Source organism: Catellatospora sp. NPDC049111, from assembly GCF_040648615.1.
Lineage (GTDB): Bacteria > Actinomycetota > Actinomycetes > Mycobacteriales > Micromonosporaceae > Catellatospora > Catellatospora aurea.
Genome location: NZ_JBEZEB010000058.1, coordinates 12,492 through 31,980, shown reverse-complemented (window position 1 = coordinate 31,980; position 19,489 = coordinate 12,492). Strand labels below are relative to the sequence as shown.

The 19,489-nt window shown below is 70.4% G+C and carries 18 protein-coding genes; 13 read left to right on the top strand and 5 right to left on the bottom strand.

The genetic code is table 11. The features are described 5' to 3' along the window. Positions 1–337 precede the first annotated feature (337 nt). Positions 338–1,057 (top strand): hypothetical protein, encoded by a 720-nt coding sequence (locus AB0B66_RS40540; RefSeq protein ID WP_360540391.1) that lies wholly within the window; start codon positions 338–340, stop codon positions 1,055–1,057. Positions 1,058–1,235: 178 nt separating this feature from the next. Here the strand turns inward: AB0B66_RS40540 and AB0B66_RS40535 are convergent, their stop codons facing one another. After that, a complete protein-coding gene (locus tag AB0B66_RS40535; protein WP_360540389.1) occupies positions 1,236–2,519 on the bottom strand; it encodes an SMI1/KNR4 family protein in 1,284 nt (427 codons plus the stop codon). 361 nt (positions 2,520–2,880) lie between these two features. On the opposite strand from AB0B66_RS40535, the gene AB0B66_RS40530 reads away from it, so the two are divergent. From AB0B66_RS40530 to AB0B66_RS40515, 4 genes are read left to right on the top strand one after another with little or no spacing between them, the layout of a single operon-like run. Next, positions 2,881–3,174 (top strand): pilin, encoded by a 294-nt coding sequence (locus AB0B66_RS40530; RefSeq protein ID WP_360540387.1) that lies wholly within the window; start codon positions 2,881–2,883, stop codon positions 3,172–3,174. A gap of 1 nt (position 3,175) precedes the next feature. Next, positions 3,176–4,405, top strand: coding sequence for a conjugal transfer protein TrbL family protein (locus tag AB0B66_RS40525; protein ID WP_360540385.1), 1,230 nt, complete (start codon positions 3,176–3,178; stop codon positions 4,403–4,405). After that, a complete protein-coding gene (locus tag AB0B66_RS40520; protein ID WP_360540383.1) occupies positions 4,402–5,274 on the top strand; it encodes a PrgI family protein in 873 nt (290 codons plus the stop codon). Before AB0B66_RS40525 ends, AB0B66_RS40520 begins: the two co-directional genes overlap by 4 nt. Continuing rightward, on the top strand, positions 5,271–7,019 hold the full coding sequence (locus AB0B66_RS40515; RefSeq protein ID WP_360540381.1) for a conjugal transfer protein TraC: 1,749 nt from the start codon (positions 5,271–5,273) through the stop codon (positions 7,017–7,019). Before AB0B66_RS40520 ends, AB0B66_RS40515 begins: the two co-directional genes overlap by 4 nt. Before the next feature lie 165 nt (positions 7,020–7,184). Here AB0B66_RS40515 and AB0B66_RS40510 read toward each other — a convergent pair whose 3' ends face one another. The 4 genes from AB0B66_RS40510 to AB0B66_RS40495 all read right to left on the bottom strand — a co-directional run bounded on the left by AB0B66_RS40510 (position 7,185) and on the right by AB0B66_RS40495 (position 11,070). Further along, on the bottom strand, positions 7,185–7,715 hold the full coding sequence (locus tag AB0B66_RS40510) for a hypothetical protein (RefSeq protein ID WP_360540379.1): 531 nt from the start codon (positions 7,713–7,715) through the stop codon (positions 7,185–7,187). A 192-nt stretch (positions 7,716–7,907) separates the two neighbouring features. After that, the gene (locus AB0B66_RS40505; RefSeq protein WP_360540377.1) at positions 7,908–9,476 is read right to left on the bottom strand and encodes a hypothetical protein; all 1,569 of its coding nucleotides are present in this window, start codon (positions 9,474–9,476) and stop codon (positions 7,908–7,910) included. A 194-nt stretch (positions 9,477–9,670) separates the two neighbouring features. After that, complete coding sequence (locus AB0B66_RS40500; protein WP_360540375.1) at positions 9,671–9,982, bottom strand: helix-turn-helix transcriptional regulator; 312 nt, start codon at positions 9,980–9,982, stop codon at positions 9,671–9,673. Then, positions 9,982–11,070: a tyrosine-type recombinase/integrase gene (locus tag AB0B66_RS40495; protein ID WP_360540373.1), complete on the bottom strand. Its 1,089-nt coding sequence runs from the start codon at positions 11,068–11,070 to the stop codon at positions 9,982–9,984. Before AB0B66_RS40495 ends, AB0B66_RS40500 begins: the two co-directional genes overlap by 1 nt. Before the next feature lie 185 nt (positions 11,071–11,255). Between AB0B66_RS40495 and AB0B66_RS40490 the strand changes: the two genes are divergently transcribed. From AB0B66_RS40490 to AB0B66_RS40455, 8 genes are all read left to right on the top strand, one after another. Further along, entirely contained in the window at positions 11,256–13,640 is a 2,385-nt protein-coding gene (locus tag AB0B66_RS40490; RefSeq protein ID WP_360540371.1) for a type IV secretion system DNA-binding domain-containing protein, read from the top strand. A gap of 216 nt (positions 13,641–13,856) precedes the next feature. Beyond that, positions 13,857–14,678, top strand: coding sequence for a replication-relaxation family protein (locus AB0B66_RS40485; RefSeq protein ID WP_360540369.1), 822 nt, complete (start codon positions 13,857–13,859; stop codon positions 14,676–14,678). A gap of 470 nt (positions 14,679–15,148) precedes the next feature. Next, positions 15,149–15,499 (top strand): DUF2958 domain-containing protein, encoded by a 351-nt coding sequence (locus AB0B66_RS40480; RefSeq protein ID WP_360540367.1) that lies wholly within the window; start codon positions 15,149–15,151, stop codon positions 15,497–15,499. Continuing rightward, a complete protein-coding gene (locus tag AB0B66_RS40475) occupies positions 15,496–15,702 on the top strand; it encodes a hypothetical protein (RefSeq protein ID WP_360540365.1) in 207 nt (68 codons plus the stop codon). The genes AB0B66_RS40480 and AB0B66_RS40475 overlap by 4 nt, the downstream gene beginning before the upstream one ends. Before the next feature lie 110 nt (positions 15,703–15,812). Continuing rightward, positions 15,813–16,799, top strand: a complete 987-nt coding sequence (locus AB0B66_RS40470) for a DUF932 domain-containing protein (RefSeq protein WP_360540363.1) — start codon at positions 15,813–15,815, stop codon at positions 16,797–16,799. Positions 16,800–16,916: 117 nt separating this feature from the next. Next, a complete protein-coding gene (locus AB0B66_RS40465; protein WP_360540361.1) occupies positions 16,917–18,116 on the top strand; it encodes a hypothetical protein in 1,200 nt (399 codons plus the stop codon). Between the two features lie 126 nt (positions 18,117–18,242). Beyond that, complete coding sequence (locus tag AB0B66_RS40460; RefSeq protein WP_360540359.1) at positions 18,243–18,959, top strand: GGDEF domain-containing protein; 717 nt, start codon at positions 18,243–18,245, stop codon at positions 18,957–18,959. After that, a complete protein-coding gene (locus AB0B66_RS40455) occupies positions 18,956–19,480 on the top strand; it encodes a hypothetical protein (protein ID WP_360540357.1) in 525 nt (174 codons plus the stop codon). Before AB0B66_RS40460 ends, AB0B66_RS40455 begins: the two co-directional genes overlap by 4 nt. Positions 19,481–19,489 lie beyond the last annotated feature (9 nt).

Sequence of the window (19,489 nt, the reverse complement as noted above, 5' to 3'; positions counted from 1 at the left end):
ACTTCGGCACTGTTGGCCAACACACAGCCGCCGCACGACGATGTTGGCCTGCCTGTTGGCCAACACGGGCCAACGGCGCTGCATCACCGGTCTGGACCTCTGCCGGACGTCGGAGACGACGCGACTCCGCCACAGATCACTGCCAGCTTGCCGAACGCCCACAGCGCCAAACCCACCCCAACACCACCCAACAGTCCTCTGACCTGGGACGACCAAGCCGTCGGCCGAACCCAACGCAAACCATCCGCCGTCTCCAACGCCGGAATCTGTTGGGTCGCAATGAGCTGATGGAGACCTCCTGCGCAGTCACTCGACGCGCAACCTCCGGGAGGTCACCGTGCCCCGCTCCGCCTCGTCCTGGCCCACCGGCGCGCTGAACGCCGTGCAACGAGCTTTCGACCTGCTGTGCTGCCCACCTCAGCCGCTGTTGCTCGACGGCAGCGCCTTCGCTGGCCTGCCGCGCCGCACCATCCGGCTCGACGAGCTGCGCAGACTGCTACTCGACCCGGCCGTCGTCGCTCCGGTTCGTGACGACGTGTGGCGGCACCTGGTCTGCCAGGCCCGCACAGGTCAACCGGCCTGGGTCGTCGCGGCCGCAGCTATGGCCCTGCCAGGTCTGCGCCGCGCCGCCGCGGCGATCTCGGCCGGCGCAGACGACAGCGCCGATCTCGACGCCGAGCTGCTGACCGGGTTCCTGCACGCGCTGCGTCACGCCGAACTCAGCGGCCGCAACGTCTGCGCGCGTCTCATCCGGGCGGGGGAGCGGGCCGCGGCGCGGCTGCGCGATGCCGGCAGCCGCCACGAGGCGGTCAGCGCCGACGGGTTCGGGTCGACGGCACCGGCCAGGCCCTGGGACCACCCTGACCTGGTACTGGCACGTGCGGTCACCGCAGACGTGATCACCGCCGAGGATGCGGTGTTGATCGGCGCAACGCGCCTGGACCGGGTGAGCCTGGCCAACGCAGCCGCCCACGCCGGGATCTCCGTCGACACCGCACGTCAGCGCCGCCACCGCGCCGAACACCGGCTCGCCGCGGCCCTGTCTCACCGCGTATAGACAATGTCAGGCCAGCAAGGTTCGCGATGCATGGAAATGACACCGTGGCCGACCTGCCCGCGCCGTCCCGAATGGATCAAGCCGCCTACGCCGCGTGCGCGCACCTGACCGTCTCCCGTGACCGTCACGGCAACGCACAAACATGATCGCTAATCTGTCATGAGCCGGAGGCGCAAGCTCACGTTGATGTCACGGGGCCATCCGCAGTTGCCGAGGTCCAGGGGTCCGGGGCCCACGGATCGGACGGATCTTCACGTGATAACGGGTGCTTGAACAGCCACACCTTGAGCGCGAACAGGACCCAGGGATCGGTCTCCCGTTGCTGCAGATCCTCCAGAACCGGGTGCAAACGGGTAAGGCCGAACCGCTGTACAGCCCACACGCCCTGGGAACGAACAAGAAAGTCAACGTCGTTGAGGAGCTCACCGACCACAGTGTCGAGCACCGCACCGGGCACGTCGGCTGAGCTGATCCCTCGGAAGTCTCTGCCGAGCAGGTATGCCGCGCTCCGGCGCCGTTCGATGTCGTGACTGACGAGGTCCGGCAGCAGGTCATCCAGGGTGAGTTTGTCCAGTACGGCCAGCGCCCTGAGGTCTGGCGGAGCACACGATCTGGCGTAGTGCACGACCTGGTCGGTGGCCGCCTGGGCTGGGTGCGGTCGGCGTTGGGTGTCGATCCTCTGCCGGGTCAGTTTATCCAGCAACGTCGCCCGCACCGTCGGGTCGGCGTCGGTGGCCACCGCCTGGGCGAGCGCCGCCCAGGCCGCCTCGCTGACGGCCGGCAGTTCCAGCAGCGACGTGCCGGCCCGAAGGCGCCGGGCCGGTGACGGATCGTCGGCAAGCGCTGCGATCAGCTCCGGTTCTTCCAACGGAAGCCGCTCCCCGAACCAGCCGACGTCGTATCCGGCAACAGCCTCGTCCAGCCAACGCTCGTACCAGCTCAGAAAATCAGGGTCTTCGACGATGTACGGGCCGACCGGCCCCTCGTAGTCGAGGTTGAACAGCCGTCCCCGCGCCGGCCCGGTCACGACGAGCCGAGTCCCTAGGGAACATCCGTGGCTGGCTATCTGCAGAGTGCCTGGCAGGAAGATGCGGTCTTCGCTGGGCGGAACCTCGTAGCGCTCCTCCCAGTCATCGCGGTAGCGCGGCCCGGGCAGGTACGGGCTGGCCCGAGCCAGGTGCCCCGGCCGGCATGACTTGTCACACGCGTCGGCCAGACGGTGCACTTCATAGCCTGGCCCCGCGCCGCCGTCACCGAGCTCGGTGATAAACGACCGGTATGGCTGCGGAAGCGTCACCTCGTGCCGTGCTTCGAACGCGGCCACCTCAGCCTCAGTCAAAGGCGGTCTGAGCTCGAACCGGTGGTTCTCGGCACCAAACGCCGCGGGCAGCACAGGCATAGCTTGCACGGCGGCGAGCTTGTCGGCGATGCGCCCCAACCGTGCATCCACACCCTCAAACACCGGCGCAGTCTACGAACACCGTCAGACAGAAACCCCTCGCCGCCTCACGCCTGCTCACGCGGTCCGGTTCTGCCGAAGGCCGGATCACGCATCGCCAGCTGACCGAAGACCTGCGTTCGAAGTCTGTCGTTGCGAAAGGCCGGCCCGAAGCCGCAGCGCAGGCCCGGTAGTGCCGCCGGTGTTGGCCTGGTGTTGGCCGGGCCGCTGTCACAAACAGCCCAACACACCGGCCTTTGGTAGATGAGCGGCCGCCACGCCCAGCCGGCGATCGGCAACGGCCAGACCTCCCAGCCGACACGCGCCTACGCGGCGTCCGCCGTCCGGACCGCTCACACCACCCACCCCTGAAAGGGAAACCCTCATGCGCACTGTCCTGGAACAGCTGCTGGCATCAGCCCCGACTCCCGGCCCGACGCCGTCGATCAAGTCGCTGCCTGAGGTGATCGGCGGCCTCACGTCGTGGATCATCGGGATCCTCGCCGGTGTCGCGACCCTGTTCCTCACCATCGGCGGGCTGCGTTACCTCGCCGCGGGCGGCGACCCGGCCGAGGTCGAACGGGCCAAGGGGGCGCTGCGCTCGGCGATGCTCGGCTACGCCCTGGCCCTGCTCGCCCCGGTGCTGCTGGACATCGTCCGCGGGATCGTCGGTGCCTGACATGGCTCCACAACTTCCTGGCCCCGACATCGGGGACCTCATCGGCGGCTCACCCGCCCAAGCGATGCTGACCGGCCTCAACACTTTCCTCGCCGAGATCCTCCTGGATGTGCTGGGCTCGCTGCTGGACCTGCTCGGCGGAACCGTGTTCACCTCCCCGGACGTGACGTTGCTGCCACAGGTCCAGCAGGTCACGACCACCAGCGCCGGCGTCGTCAACACCTGCTACGTCCTGGCCGTCATCACCGCCGGCGCCATGACCATGGCCGGTGGTGTCGTCGCCGTCCGGCACAACATCTCCGAACTCGGCTCACGCCTGGTCGTGGCGTTCATCGGCGCGAACTTCGCCGCACCCCTGTGCTCGGCGCTGATCGACCTCGCCAACGCCCTCACCGCCGCGCTGACCCGCGACGGGATCTGGGCCCCGCAATCCCTCAACACGGTGCGGGACCTGATCACCGCGTCGCAGGCGGACCTGTCCGGGACGACGGCGTTCCTGTTCACCGCCGTCCTGGTCCTCATCGCCGTCCTCGCCGGGCTGCTGACCTGCCAGTGGATCGTCCGGTTCGGGATCCTCATCGTGCTGTGCGCGGTCGCGCCGGTGGCGTTGGCGTGCCACGGCCTGCCCGCCACCGACGGCGCCGCCCGCGCCTGGTGGCGCTCCCTGCTGGCGGCGCTGGGCACGCAGGTCCTGCAGGCGGTGTGCCTGCACCTGTGCGTCCAGGTCCTGCTCGGCCCCGGCGCCCAACTGCTCGCACCTGCCGGGTCGGGCCGGCAGCGGTCGGTGATGCACCTGCTGGTCGTCCTCGTCCTGCTCTGGGGCACCGCCAAGATCCCCGCACTGATGCGCCAGTACGTCACCCGCGGCGGCGGCGGGGGTGGGCCGCGGCTGGGGTCGTTCCTGCTGCGCACCGTCGTCCTGCACCGCGTCACCGGCCTCCTGCGCCCAGGCCGTGGCGGCGGGGGGAGGGGACCGGCGCAGGTGTTCAACATCCGCAACGTCACCTACACCCGCCAAGCCACCCCGCCCCTGCCACCCGGCCGGCCCGGCACCCCGCCCGCCGCCGGCACCGCTATTGCCCGGCCCGGCACCGGCCCCTCGCGGCAGGGCCCGGCGACACCGTCCCGCACCAGCCGGCCCGCCCCACCCCGCTACATCCCTCAAACATCCGCCGGACCCCATCCCCGCCCTCAGCCGCCCGGCGGCCCGAACCCGAGAAGGCAACCGTGAACGACCAGCACCTCGGCGCGCACATCCCCGCCGACATCGACACCCCCGACAAAGTCCTCTACGGCCTGACGTTCCGGCAGCTGGCGATCCTGGCGAGCACCGCGGCCGGGTTGTGGCTCGGCTGGCGCCACCTCGCCGTCCAGGTACCCACCCCGCTGCTCGCCGCGGTCGGCACGATCATCGCCGCGGCCTCGATCACCATCACCGTCGGACGCCGTGACGGACTGAGCCTCGACCGGTGGCTGCTGGCAGCGCTCGCCCACGCCCGGGCACGTAAACGCCTCGCCCCATCCACCGGCGACCCGCACCCGGCAGGTATGCCGCTGGTCAACACGGTCGGCGGGCACGAACCGCCGTCGGCGCTGCGTCTGCCGGCCACCGCCATCGGCGCCGACGGCCTGCTCGACCTCGGCCCCCACGGCTACGCGGCCATCGTCGCGGTATCGACGGTGAACTTCACCCTGCGCACCACCCAGGAGCAGGCCGCACTGCTCGACGGGTTCGGGCGCTGGCTCAACGCCCTGGCCTGCCCCACCCAGCTGCTGCTCACCGCCAGGCCACAGGATGTGACCACCCGCACCACCGCCCTGCACACGACCGCCACCGAGCTGCCCGACCCGGCGCTGGCCGCGATGGCGCACCAGCACGCCGACTTCCTCACCGACCTGGCCACCAGCACCGAACCCATGACCCGGCAGATCCTCGTGATCGTCCGCGACCCCAACCCCGCCCGCGCACGCCACCACGCCGAAGACACCGCCGCGGCCCTGGCCCGCTGCGGCGCCGTCTGCCGCGTCCTCGAACCTGCCCACCTCGCCGGCGTGCTCGCCCACGCCGTCGACCCGTTCCGCCCCGGAGGACTCCCGTGAACCGCCGTACCCGCCCAGTGCCGCAACCCTCCGGAGTCCACGTCCATCCCGACCACCTCGGCCTCGGCCTCGGCGTGTGCGCGTCGTTCGCCGTCGTCGGCTACCCGGCCGAAGTCGGCCCGACCTGGCTCGAACCGCTGCTGTCCTGGCCCGGCCGTCTCGACGTCGCCGTCCACCTACAACCCGTCGACCCGGCCACCGCCGCGACCCGGCTGCGACGCCAGCGCGCCAGGTTCGAATCCGGGCGCCGTATCGCCGAGGTGCGCGGTGCCCTGTCCGACCCCTACCTCGACGCCGCGGCCGACGACGCCACCGTCCTGGCCGAGCAGGTAGCCCGCGGCGCGACGAAACTGTTCCAGGTCGGCCTCTACCTCACCGTCCACGCCACCACCCAGCCCGAACTCGCCGACGCCTGCCGGCAGGTCCGCGCCGCCGCCGCCTCCGTGCTCCTGGACGCCCAACCCACGACCTTCCGCCAGACCCAGGCCTGGACTTCGACCCTGCCCCTCGGCGTCGACGACCTGCGCATGACCCGCACCATGGACACCACCAGCCTCGCCGCAGCATTCCCCCTCGCCTGCGCCGACCTGCCCCAGCCACTGCCCGGCGACCCCACGCCCGCCGGCGGGGTCCTGTACGGGACCAACCCCGCCACCGGCGGGATCGTCTGGTGGGACCGCTTCGCCCAGGACAACCACAACACCGTCGTGCTCGCCCGCTCCGGGGCAGGCAAGTCCTACCTGATCAAACTCGACACCCTGCGCAGCCTCTACCAAGGCACCCAGGTGTCGGTGATCGACCCCGAAGACGAGTACACCCGCCTGGCCCACGCGGTCGGCGGGACCGTCATCGCCCTGGGCGCGCCCGGCGTGCGCGTCAACCCGTTCGACATCCCCACCGGCGACACCCGCCCCGACGCCTACACCCGACGGCTGCTGTTCGCCCACACCGCCACCGCCGTCCTGCTCGGCTCACACGAGCTCACCCCCGCCGACCGCGCCGCCCTCGACCGGGCCCTGATCGGCTCCTACCGCAACGCAGGCATCACCGCCGACCCCGACACCTGGCACCGGCCCGCACCCCTACTGGGCGACCTCGCGGCCGCGCTGGCCGCAGACCCCGACCCCGCCGCCACCCAACTCGCCGCACGCCTGGCCCCGTGGACATCCGGCAGCCACCGGCACCTGTTCGACGGCCCCACCACCCACACCCCCGACAGCCACCTCACCGTCTGGTCCCTGCGCCACCTGCCCGACGAGCTGCGCACCATCGGCACCCTGCTGGCTTTGGACGCGATCTGGCGCACCGTCGACACCCCACCCCCGCCCGGGACACGCCCGCCGAAAAGGATCGTCGTCGTCGACGAAGCATGGCTGCTGATGCGCGACGGCGAAGGCGCCAGGTTCCTGCACCGCATGGCCAAAGCCGCCCGCAAACGCCACGCCGGCCTCACCGTCGTCACCCAGGACGCCGCCGACCTGCTCGGCACCGACCTCGGCCTGGCCGTGGTGTCCAACGCCGCCACCCAGATCCTCATGCGCCAAGCACCCCAGGCCATCGACACCGTCACCGACACCTTCGCCCTCACCGCAGGCGAACGCCACTACCTGCTCACCGCCGGCCGCGGACAAGGCCTGCTCCTCGGCGCGGCCGGCCGTACCGGCTTCCAGCAGATCGCCTCCGCCACCGAACACCAGCTGGTCGCGACTGGCTTAGAGTTCGAAGGAAATGACGACCAATATTGACCGAACTCTGGGGTGGTTCGAGCTGAGTATGGCAGGCCACCCCAGAGTTAGCCGAACATAAGGGTGCGAAACAGCCCCCTCGGTCGACAACTCGCCGTGTGCCACGAAAGCAACCGTCCAGATCCCGGCCATCGGTGATTGGCTATGAGAATTCTGAAACGCACCCTAACGTGCGGTGTAGACGGCGAGCGCCCAGGATGCGGGGGAATCCGATGGAGTGTCGGCGAGGGTGTCCAACTGGTGCCAGTGGAGCCGGAGCTGGTCCCCGTCGCGGGGCAGCCAGGCAGGATCGATGGTCTGCATGAGGTCCTTGCCGTGACTGCGGGGGCAGACAAGGTACTCAGCGCCTTGGGTATCCGGGATGTCGGCCGCGTTTCCGCCAGTACGCGTCCACGACATCTCCAGCGTGAACGCGGACATCGCGCCGCTAGTGTGCAGGACGGCGAGCCGGCAGGAAGCCCGCACCACGATTGGTCGTGAGGTCGCTGGCACCTGGACTTCCACCGAGTCCTGGGAGGTCGACTTCAGCGTGACCAAGTGGACTCGGTCGTAGGAGGCGCCGTTTACGGCAATCGACTGCGGCAGCTCGTCGGTCTTCGTGGTGGGCGGGACGGTGAACCCGATGACTAGGCACGCCACTGCGACGACCACGGCGCCGATCAGCCACCGCCGTCTGACCTCCCGCCTGATTATCATCGACCGATCCTAAGGGCAAGCCCTTCGGTTCCCAAACCCCGGCAGGCCAGCCACGGGCGAGTAACCAGGTCCGCCGTCGGCCCCCAACGGGCACCAATGGGCAGTACGGCGGAACGGACGGTCAGGCGTTTCCTCGACGCCGTCACGAAGCTGGAGATCCACCGGACTCATGATCGTCGGTGAAGAACGCTCTTAGGCCCGGTAGGTTCCGCCGCGGTCGGGACTGTTGACGGTGGCGATGTAGCGCATGGCTCCGGTGGCCGAAAGGCCGAATAGTTCGCACAGCATGCGCAGGTCGCCGCTGCTGGCGTGGGCTTCGTCGAGGATGCGGTCTTGGCGGATGAGCTGCCCGGACATGCCGAGTTGATGGTGTAGCCACCAGGGGGTGACCGGTCTGTCGTGCATCCAGCTGCGCCGGTGGATGAACAAGTGCGGGTTGATCGTGGTGGGCCAGGTATTGGTCCGGTAGTCCAGGTAGGCGGCGAGGCGTTGCGTGACCGGCTCCGCCAGCACAATGACCTGTTCGCCGATGTGCAGGCGCCCGTCGTGCAGATCGGTCAGCCGCATGGCTCGGAGCTGCCAGAGGCGGACGGCGTGGAACGCCAGCAGCGCGGCGAGCGCCGCAGTGGTGGGGTCGTCGGAGTTGAGGCTGTTGCGCAACTGCCGCAGGTCCACCGGATCGGGGACCTTGCGATCCTGTGGTGCGCTCAGTCTGGCGCACGGGTTGATAAAGACCAGCTTGCGACCCTTGAGAATCTTGAAGATCGACCGTAGTGCGATCAGGACCGTCGAGCGTTGCAAGCCGTTGGGGGCGAGGATGTTCGCGACGTCGTCGCGGCCGACCTCCCGCAGCGAGTGATGGGTGTCGGCCCAGCGGCGCAGTGTCGGCATCGCCCAGCGGATGTAGTTGTGGATGCAGGTGTGTGATCGGGGATTGCGCCGGGGTGCCGTCGTCGAGCCGAGCATCATGACGTCCATCCAGACGGTGAGCTCCTGGCGCATCGGTTCGGGCAGGTCGCGGGTGTTGGCGTGAAACCAGCGCACGACCGGTGGGGCGATGTCGTCGTCGAGCATGCCCGCCGCGGCGATGACGTCGGCGACGGTCGCGGCGGAGTGTTTGATCCGGCTCAGCTGCAGCACGTCGCTGCGGCGGATGGCCGCGCCGGGGGTGTCTTGGATGGCGAGCATGACGCGGATGCCGCGTTGCACGCGTTCGGCCTTGCTCTGCGACCAGCCGAACCGCTGGGCGTGTTCGCGGGCGACTTGGTGGAAGGCCGCTTCCAACTGTGGGTCGGGCGGCAGCGGGAATCCGTTGCGCAGTCCGGCTTTGAGGTCGCGCGGCCAGTCGAACAGCACCAGCTGCTGCCAGTCGACAGGGCGTAGCAGGGACATGTCCGGTGGGACTGTCTTCTTACGGTACGGTATCTTTCCGTGGCCCTGCTCGAAATGCCACATGCCCGCGAAGTAGAGCTGGTGCCCGTGCTTGATGGCCTCGGCGAAGGAGACGTTTCGGGTCAGCCGTCCGGCCTGTCGGGCGATCATCATGCGTTGCTTGTGGCAGAGGCGACAGTGCCCGTTGGGCAGGACGACGACCGCTCGGCTGCAGCTGGCGCACGGGCCGTTGTTCTTGAACTCTTCGAGGGCGTGGCGGCAGCCCACGCACCGCCATCCATAGGTTCGCGTGACGCCCCAGGCGAAGCAGTCGGGGCAGGAGTCGATGATCACCCGGCTTTCGGCCAGCGGTCCGGCCAGCCGCCACACGGGAGACTTCTCGCCGGGTGCGCCCGGGTGGCAGCGCGCACACAGCCCGGAGGTGTAGTAGTTCTCGCCCGATCCGCATTTGCGGCATGGCGGTGGCGTGACCGGACCGCCGGGCCAGCGCTGGAAGCAGTGGGGGATGTTGAGCATTGCCGGGGGGCGGACCCCGCACACAACGCACGTCTTGTGACGGCCGGTCATGCCGGCGGTTTGGATGCGTGTCGGCCCAGCCTCGGCTTGATGCCCGGCTTCGCTGCCGCCTCCTGCTGGGCGGGCCGGCGGGCGGCGGCCTTCTCCGGCTCGCAGATCATCAGATCCGCCGGGGTGCAGTCGAGTACCGCGCAGATGACTTCCAGGTCGTCCAGGCGGATCGACACTGGGGTCTGGGTCCACAGTGCGGACATCTTGCCGTGGCTGATCTCCAGCCCGGCTTCGGCGAGCAGGCGGCGCATCTCGGTCGACTTCCAGATGCCCTGCTGCGCTGCGCGCATACGAAGGTTCCACCGCATCAGCTCGTCCCTCTCAGCAGCAGCCGTTTCTCGGTTCGCGCGTTGGCCTGTATCCACGCCTGCTCCACATGGTGGGCGGGAACGTGGATATATCGGGTCGTGGTCGACAGCCATGAATGGCCGAGCAGTTCCTGGATCGCCTTGAGGTCCATGCCTTTCGCATACAGCGACGAGGCGCAATAGTGCCGCAGCACGTGCGGCGTCAGCCGCCCGGACCACTGCGGCAGCCACCTGGCCACCGCCGCGTTCAGGCCGTTGCGCAACGTCTGGTCACCCGGCCGCGGGCACAGCCCGGTCACCTGGTCCAGGCTGCGTTCGGCGGGTAGCAGGGGCGCGTCGAGCAGCTCGAAGTCGTCGCCGAACTGGTGTCGCACGTCGACCATCCACCAGTCCAGGAGCACTCCGACCGAGTTGATCGCCGGAACGAGGCGTGTCTTCGCGCCGCGACCTCGGCTTCCTTTGCCGAACCGGACATGCACACTGCCGTACTCGCCGAGATCCCGGCGCCAGTCACGAATGTCGAGCATGCGGGTCTCGTTCATCCGCAAGCCGATTCGCCGCCACAGCGACGCAGCCATGTAATCGCGTGCCGCAGGCAGGAACTTGCGCGCCGACGGCAACCACGCCCGCCATTGGGAGAACAACGCCTCGACGTCGTCTTCGCCGGGCGGCACCCGCGCGGCCCCGTAGTCGGCGCTGGCCGGACGGTTGAACTCGTCGATGACCTGCTCGACCACGTACCCGGTCAGCGCATGGATATCGCCCTGGTGGCGGGCGATGAGGAAGTCGAAGAACTCCCCGATGCCATACGCCTTCTTCTGCACGGTCAGATACGCCCGCCCGCTCTTGCGTTGCGCGGCGAGGAACCGGTCCGCATCGGCTGGCTTGGCCGTCCACACCGGCCGGCTGAGGAACCGGACGAACTCGAACAGCGTGCACCGGTCATTGCTGATCGTGCTGTCACAGATCCCCGCACCAACCGACGCCAGGAGGTATTGATCCACCAGCTCCTGCTCGTAGTCCGCCTCATCCTCCGCGGACCCGAGCCGACGCGGCGCATCCAGTGATCGCACAACGGCCAGTGCCACAACCAAACCCACAGATCCGGGAAATCGACAGGAAGTCATGAACATGGACAACGTTTCAGGAATCCCGACATTCAGTCAACCCCAGCAGCGTGCCAACACGCTGGCTATCTGCCCAGCTACTACAGCACTCCGCAAGTCAATCGATGACCGTCAACTGTATGCAGTTCTGACAACGGGGGCCGACGATGTCGACCTATGACCTGACCCGCTGGCTGATCGAACACCCCTGGACCGCGCTGGCCGCCGCACCCGCCCTGGCGGCCGGATGGTGGGCGCGGGCACGCCTGCTCGCCTGGCGGCACCGGCGCCTGACCGAAGGCGCCAAACTCGTGACCATCGCCGTGCCGCCGACCGTCGACCCCGCGGGCTCGGCCGCGTTCTGGACCACCGCCGCCGGGCTGCTGCGCACCAGCGGCTGGCGGCGGCTGCTCCACGGCACACCGCACCTTGCGATCGAGTACGTGTGGTCCGGCCGGGCCCTGACCGTCCACATCTGGACCCCCGGCACCGTCGCGGCTCACCTGGTCGCGACCGCGGCCCGCGCCGCCTGGCCCGGATCCACCACGACCACCACCGACCCGACCCCGCCCCTGCCGGCAGGCCACCCCACCGCCGGCACCGCACTATGGCCCACCCGCCCCGACATGCTGCCCCTGCGCAGCGAACACGACACCGACCCGATGCGGGCCCTGCTCGCCCTCGGCGCGACCCTGCACAGCCGCCAACACCTCGCGGTGCAGGTCCTGGCCCGCCCGGTGGCCGGGCGCCGGGCCGCGCACGCCGCGGCCGCCCCGACCCGGATGAGGCAACCCCCGCGCGGCACGATGCTCACCGACCCGGCCGCGTTGCTGCGGGCCGCCCTGGACCTGTTCCTGCCGGGCGGTATCCGGCCCGGCCGCTCGGACGGGCCGGTCAGGCGGGCCGACCCGGTCGCCGACCGAGACGCCAAAGCCGTCCTCGACAAGACAGGGTTCCCGCTGTGGGAGACCGCGATCCGGTACGCGGCAGCCGACACCACCGCCCGCGCCGGCACAGACCCGCTACCGCGGCTACGGACCCTGACCAAAGGTGTCACGGCCGCGTTCGGCGCCTACACCGGCCGCAACCGGCTGCGTGCCGTGCGCCTGCCCGACCCCCAGCCCGTACTGGGCGCCCGCGCACTACGACGCGGATTCCTGACCTCGACCCCGGAACTCGCCTCGCTCACCGGCCCGCCCCTCGACGTGGCCGTGCCCGGGCTGCAGCGCGCCCGGGCCAAAGCCGTCCCCGCACCGGTCGAGGTCCCCACCGGCGGCCGCGGCGTGAAAGTCCTCGGCCGGGCCGAAGCCGGCGGGCACGCCGTCGGCCTGCCGGTGGCCGACGCCCGCCAGCACCTGCACGTGCTCGGCTCGACCGGCTCGGGCAAGTCGACGCTGCTGGCCAACCTGGTCCTGCACGACATCGCCGCCTGCCGCGGCGTCGTGGTCATCGACCCCAAAGGCGACCTCGTCAACGACCTGCTCGACCGGATCCCCGCCAGCGCCGCTGACCGCCTGGTCCTGATCGACCCCGACCAGGACCACACCCCGGCCCTCAACCCGCTGTCCGGCGACGACCACGACCTGGCCGTCGACAATATCGTGTCGATCTTCGCGAAGATCTTCCAACGCCACTGGGGACCCCGCATCGACGACGTCCTGCGCGTCTCATGCCACACCCTGCTGCGCCACGCCGGCGCCGCCCTCACCCTCATCCCACCCCTGCTGCAGGACAAGCAGTTCCGGGCCCGGTTCACCCACGACCTCGACGACCCCGAAGGCCTACGCGGCTTCTGGGACTGGTACGAAACCACCCCACCACCCCTACGCGCCCAGGTCATCGGCCCCGTCCTGGCCCGGCTGCGCTCGTTCCTGCTGCGCGACTTCGTCCGCCGGACCCTGGGCACCCCCACCTCCAGCTTCGACATGGGCACCGTCCTGGACGGCGGCATCCTGCTCGCACGGCTGCCCAAAGGCGCGCTCGGCGAGGAGACCACCCGGCTGCTGGGCTCATTCGTCCTGGCCTCGACCTGGCAGGCCGCCACCGCCCGCGCCCGCCAACCCGAAGCCCAGCGCCGCGACGCGACCATCGTCATCGACGAGGCGCACAACTTCCTGACCCTGCCCCGCTCCGTAGACGACATGCTCGCCGAGGCCCGCGGCTACCGCCTGTCGATGGTCCTGGCGCACCAGCACCTGGCGCAGTTGCCGAAGGAGACCCTCGCCGCGCTGTCGGCCAACGCCCGCAACAAGGTGTTCTTCGCGTGCGCGCCCGAAGACGCCAAAGCCCTCGCCCGCCACACCGTCCCGTACCTGGACGAGCACGACCTGCACAGCCTCGACGCCTACACCGCAGCCGCCCGCCTGGTCATCGACTCACGCGAGACCGCGGCGTTCACCCTCAAGACCAGGCCGCTGCCACCGCCGGTGGGGGAGAGCACCGCCCTGCGCGCCGCGGCCGCGCAACGCTTCGCCGCCGGTCCTGAACACCGGCGCGGAATGTCGGCCATGGCCCGCCCCGCGAGCACCACTGGCACATCCGGCCCGCACTGACGGCCCAAGCGCACGCCCACCCCACGCCGACCCGCCGGGTCATCCCGCCCACCGGATCGGCCCCCGGCCCGGCCGGCGATCCGGGCGGTCAGCGACCTGCCGCCCGACATCCCGATCACCAACCCCACAACGCGCAGCCAGGAGCCCGTCATGAGCCCAACCCCACGACCCCGACATCCCCTCACGGGGGCTTCTCCTTTCACCGGGGGAGACCGCATGGACCTGACCGCGGTCACCCCGATGCTCACCGACCGCGACATCGCCATCGTCGAACTGCTCGGCGAACACGGCGTCCTGACCTCACCGCAGATCACCGCCGCGTTCTTCGGCTCACCCCACACCGCACTGCACCGCCTGCGGCTGCTGCGCATCTGGGGCGTGCTGGACCGGTTCGTGCGCTACCGGCCCGGGTTCGGCTCCTACCCCTACCACTGGGTCGCCGGCCCCGTCGGCGCCCGCTGGCTGGCCCTGTCCCGCGACGAGCCCGCGCCGAGCCTGCGCGCGGTCCGCGAGCGCCGGGACCGGCTGGCGTCCAGCCCGAAACTGGACCACCTGATCGGGGTGAACCAGTTCTTCACCGACCTGTTGGCCAACAGCCGCACCGAGCCCGGCTGCCACCTGCTGCGCTGGTGGTCCGAACGCACCACCGCGAACAGGTTCGGGCGGCGCATCAACCCCGACGGCCACGGCCTCTGGACGGTCGGGGACCGCGTGGTGGGGTTCTACGTCGAGCACGACACCGGCACCGAACAACTCGACCGCCTCGTTGCGAAGCTGGACCGCTACCGCAGGCTGCGCGCCGAGGGCGGCCCGGGGTTCCCGGTGCTGTTCTGGCTGCCGTCGAAGATCCGCGAGCAGAACCTGCACCGTCGTCTCAACGGCAAGGACCATGGTGTCGTCGTCGCCTCGGCATTCCGCGACGCCGGGCTGGCGGCTTGGCAGCCGGTGTGGAAGGTGCAGGGCAACGGCCGCCACCGCCTCGCCCTGCACGAACTGCCCAGCGACCCCGGCGTGCCCGGCCCCCTCAACCCCTCCTGAAAGCCGCTGTTGGGTACCCGACCCCACCCGGCCGCACCAGCCAAAACGCGGCCTGACCTGCACTGTTTGGTCCATGCCGTAGCGTGCGCGGCACCACCTTCACCACCATCGCACCATCCGCACAACCCGGGACCTCCGGGCCGTGGGACGGCCGTCCACCCGCTGACGCCGGTCGACACCGAGCACCCCCACGACCACCGGACTCCCGCCAGTTGAACGGCGCACCAACCCGCTGCCCGACGGCAGCACACCCACCACCCCCGCGGTGACGCTCGTCCACCAGACACCCCTGCCCGCCGCCGACAGCGGCATCACCAGGTGAGGTGTCCTCTTCCGCCGGGCCGGGCGATGCCGCCCACCCGCCAGCGGTCCCGTCCCCACGCCAGCCGGCGCTGCGCATCTGCGCTGTGCCGCCGCCGTGTGCCCGGACGAGTCCGTCACCGGTCAACCCGAGAAAGGAGTGCTGCGCTGTGCGCGAGACTCTGAGCCTGTACCGAGGACACGACTTCCTGCCCGCAACCGAGCGCCTGGCCGCGATCCCGCCGATCTGCGGCCAGGACGGCGTCCCCACCACCGACAAGATCATCCACCTGCACTACACCGCCACGTTCGGCGAATGGTGGATCACCGAACTCGACCCGGACACGTGGGTCGGGTTCGGCTACGCCCGCCTCACCGCAATGGCCGAATGCGCCGAATGGGGCTACATCCCGCTCGACGAACTCGAGGCCGCGATGGACCCGCACGGCAACATCGTCGACCGGGACCTGCGCTGGCAGCCCACCCGCGGCACCGACATCCCCGGCATCGGGCACCTGTGAACCCACCCGCGACCGGCATCGACATCATCCTGACCGACGGCCCCTGCACCCCGGACGTCTCCTACACCGGCCACCCCGACGACCTACCCCGACTGCTCGCCGAGATCGCTGTTGACCTGGCCGAGCACGGCCCGCGCAGCCCGTTCTGGAGCGAACTCACCCCGGCCCAGCGGCAGCTGCTGGCCGGCCGCACCGCCGCCTGAGCCTCACCGCACCACCCCGACCAGCCCCATGGCTGGTTCCACAGTCGACGCCCACGCCAGACGGCGGGGCGTCTTTTCATGTCCACCCACCTGGAAGGAGGGCCGCACCAGTGGCCCACGAACTGGAAGTCTTCGCCGACGGACGCGCCGCGTTCGCCACCGCCCGCCTGGACGCCTGGCACCGCCTCGGTGTCGTCACCACCGACTGCATGACCGCCGAGCAGGCCCTGACGGCCGCGCTGCTCGGCGGCTGGAACGTCCGCAAGGCCCGCCTGCAGGCCGTCGACCTGACCGGCGACGGCGTCACCGTCCTGGACGTGCCCGACTATCAGGCCACCGTGCGCACCCACCCCGTCACCGGCAAACCCGACCTGCTCGGCGTCGTCGGCACCGACTACAAGGTCATCCAGAACGAGGAATGCACCGAACTCATCAACCTCCTGGTCGACGAGGCCGGGGCGCACTTCGAGACCGCGGGCAGCCTGCGCGGCGGCCGGCAGGTGTTCCTCACCATGAAACTGCCCAAGAACCTGCACCTGGCCGGCATCGACGCCATCGACCTGTACCTGGCGCTGACCACCAGCCACGACGGATCGGCGGCGCTGCGCATCGACGCCACACCGACGCGGATCGTGTGCGCGAACACGCTGCGGATGGGTCTGCAGGCCTCGCGCGGGCACTACACGTTCCGGCACACCGCCAACGTCCGCGGCAAGATCGCCCAAGCGCGGTCGGCGATCGGGCTGATGTGGGACTACTACGAGGCGTTCGAAACCGAAGCCACCCGCATGATCGAAACCGAACTGTCCCTCGCCCGGTTCCGCAAGGCCTGCGAGCAGCTGTGGCCGATGCCCGACGACCCGACCCCGCGCACCCGCGGCTACCACACCCGCCGCACCGCCACCCTCGACGAGCTGTTCACCACCGCCGACACCCAGGCTGACATCCGCGGCACCGCATGGGCGGGACTGCAGGCCATCGGGGAGTACCTCGACCACCACGCACCCGCCGCCGACACGGCCAAGCGCGCCGAGCGGGTCCTGACGTCGGGCACCGTCGCCCGCCTCAAGCAGAACGCCTACACCCTGCTCGCCTGATCCGTCCGCGTCCGGGTCCACCCGACCGGGCCGCACGACGCACGACCGCACGACCACATCGCCTCGGGGCGCCACCCCGAGGGGTGGCGCCCCTTCACCATCTGAAGGGACCAACTCATGGCCACCCACGTACAGATCCCGGCCGACCCGGACCTGACCACGCAGATCCATGCCCTCCGTCAGGGCGCGCTCGAACTCGACGAACAGCACGCCGCGCTGAGGGCGCGGACCCGCCGCGCACTGCTCGCCGCGGTCATCGACGCCACGCTGCGCCGTGAACAGGCCGCCCGGATGCTGACCGACCTCGGCATGGTCGGGCTGCCGATGCTGTGGCAGGTGACCGCGACCGTGCCGGTGGCCTACCGCCGCCTGTACCCGGACCTGGCCACAGCGGCAGCCGGCGTGCAGCCGTTCGTCCACGACAGCCTCTCCCGCATCGTCGGCGTCGGCGTCGCGATCGGCCACCCGCACGATGTCCAGATCACGCCCGAGTACGAGGACGAGAACGAGTCGGACTATGAGGTCACGGCGACCGTCACCCTGACCGTGGCCGTCAAGGCGACCGACTACGACACCGCACTACGAACCGCCGCACGCCAACTGGACGCCGAACTCGCCGCCGCGGACAACACCACGATCAGGGCCATGCCGGGCCGGGCGAGCTGGAGGATCAGCGCGCCGGCACCGGCACCGATCGACCTCGACGTCGACGCCCCGACATGGCCGGGCACCAGGCACGCCAGCCCGCCCGACTCCGTACCCGGCACGCCTAGGCAGCTCGTGAAGGCCCGGCGTCGGCAAGCCGATGCGCACACCGGCCTGCAACACCTGCAGCAGGCGATCAGGAGCCGGGTCATCGCCGAACTGGGCAAAGGTCCCGATCGCGTCGACGACCTGGCTGTGTGGGCCGACGGGTTCCTGGCCGAGGTCGGGCTGGAGCCGCTGCCGCGGGCGTGGATGTTGTGCATCGCCGCAGCCACCGTCCTGACCGTGCCCGCCGAGGGCATCGACCAGGCCCGTGAGGCCGTCCGCGCCGCTTTCCACGACCGGCGCCGGCATGAGCGGATCAGCGTCGACGACCACTTCCTCGACACCCATGGCCAATGGCCCGCAGCCGGACAGTGGCAGGGCACCTGGGGCGAAACCGTACGGGTCTGGGTCCGTACCGCAGACGAGCACAGCGCGGCCGACGCCGCCACCCGCCTGGTCCGCAACCACCTGGACGCCCTGGCCCTGCCGCAGCTGCACGGCCACCGACTGCACATCACCGGGACCGTCCAGACCATCGACCCGGTCCTGGACCCCGCACGCGACTGACAGCACGTCCCGCAACCCTGCCGACACCCCGACCCGGGTCCGTCGGCAACCGCATCCGCGAAACGCCCCGGGACGCCCAATGCTGGCCAGCAACGCGCCCCGGGGCCTCCTTCAAGGAGGTACCCATTGTCCACTCTGCATCTACTGATCGCCACCGCTGCGGCAGCCGCGGCGTTCCTGGCCGGACACGCCACCGCCACGCCCGCACTGCGACGCACCCGCGCCGCGTACGAGCACGCCTGGCAGCTGGCCCACGTCGACGAGCTCACCGGCCTACCCAACCGCCGCCACGCACTGCCACTACTGCAGCAGCGCCTGGCCGACCGGGAACCGACCATGGTCATGCTGCTCGACCTCGACGGGTTCAAGACCGTCAACGACACCCACGGCCACGCCGCAGGCGACCAGCTCCTGCAGCAGTGCGCCGCCCGCCTCGAACACGGTGCCGCCGCCGTCGGCGGCAGCGCCGCACGGCTCGGCGGGGACGAGTTCCTGCTGATCCTGCCCACCGGGGCCGGCAACTACACCAACACCGCCGCCGACATCCTCGGCCAGCTCGAACAGCCGCTGACCCTGCAGCCCGGCCCCGACGCGACGGTCGTGCTCACCCCGCGTGCCAGCGCCGGACTCGCCCTCACCGGAGCCCACACCTGGACTCCCGAGGCGCTGCTGCACCGCGCCGACCTGTCCCTCTACCGGGCCAAGCGCGAAGGCGCCTGGTACCTGCTCCACCACGACGACACCCCCGCCAAGCAAGCCGCCGGCCGCAACCCACTCCGCAGGCGCGACATGCACCGCACCCCCGGCGGCCACCACCAGCAGCAGGAAGGACCAGTGACATGAAGCTGTACTGCCCGGCCTGCGGCGAACCCGCCCGCAACACCCCACCCGTCGGCCCCTACCCCAGAAACATCCGCGTCCCCCGCCACAGCCACCACGACGGCACACCCCTGTGCCCGACCGTGGGCGCCGACGGCTACACACCCCACTGGCCCTACCAGCGCGACCTCGACATCCGCACGCTGCGCCGGGGACGGTTCGCGATCCCGGCCCACCACCACTGCCGCGGCCCCGAAGCCGACTGCGCCCTCAACCTCGACGAACCCCACGACATCTGCGTCGCCCTGCGCCACGACGACCACCACCTGCCCCTGGGCGCACCCGGCTTCGCCCGCTCCCTCAACGCCGCCCACACCGAAGCCCTCGCCGACTGGCTGCGCACCCACACCGACGACTACCTCCACCTCGTCGACGAAACCGACCACGAACGGGCGTACCACGTCATCGCAGCGACCCTCACCTGGCTGACCGACTGCGCCGGCCACCGCGGGTTCCGCGTCCACACCTTCTGGCCCACCACCTGACCGCAGACC

Bases quoted from the DNA above. Each gene is read 5' to 3' on its own strand.
- AB0B66_RS40530 (WP_360540387.1), top strand. From the start codon at position 2,881: ATGCGCACTGTCCTGGAACAGCTGCTGGCATCAGCCCCGACTCCCGGC.
- AB0B66_RS40525 (WP_360540385.1), top strand. From the start codon at position 3,176: ATGGCTCCACAACTTCCTGGCCCCGACATCGGGGACCTCATCGGCGGC.
- AB0B66_RS40490 (WP_360540371.1), top strand. From the start codon at position 11,256: ATGTCGACCTATGACCTGACCCGCTGGCTGATCGAACACCCCTGGACC.
- AB0B66_RS40500 (WP_360540375.1), bottom strand. From the start codon at position 9,982: ATGCGGTGGAACCTTCGTATGCGCGCAGCGCAGCAGGGCATCTGGAAG.
- AB0B66_RS40455 (WP_360540357.1), top strand. From the start codon at position 18,956: ATGAAGCTGTACTGCCCGGCCTGCGGCGAACCCGCCCGCAACACCCCA.
- AB0B66_RS40510 (WP_360540379.1), bottom strand. From the start codon at position 7,715: ATGATAATCAGGCGGGAGGTCAGACGGCGGTGGCTGATCGGCGCCGTG.
- AB0B66_RS40485 (WP_360540369.1), top strand. From the start codon at position 13,857: ATGGACCTGACCGCGGTCACCCCGATGCTCACCGACCGCGACATCGCC.
- AB0B66_RS40465 (WP_360540361.1), top strand. From the start codon at position 16,917: ATGGCCACCCACGTACAGATCCCGGCCGACCCGGACCTGACCACGCAG.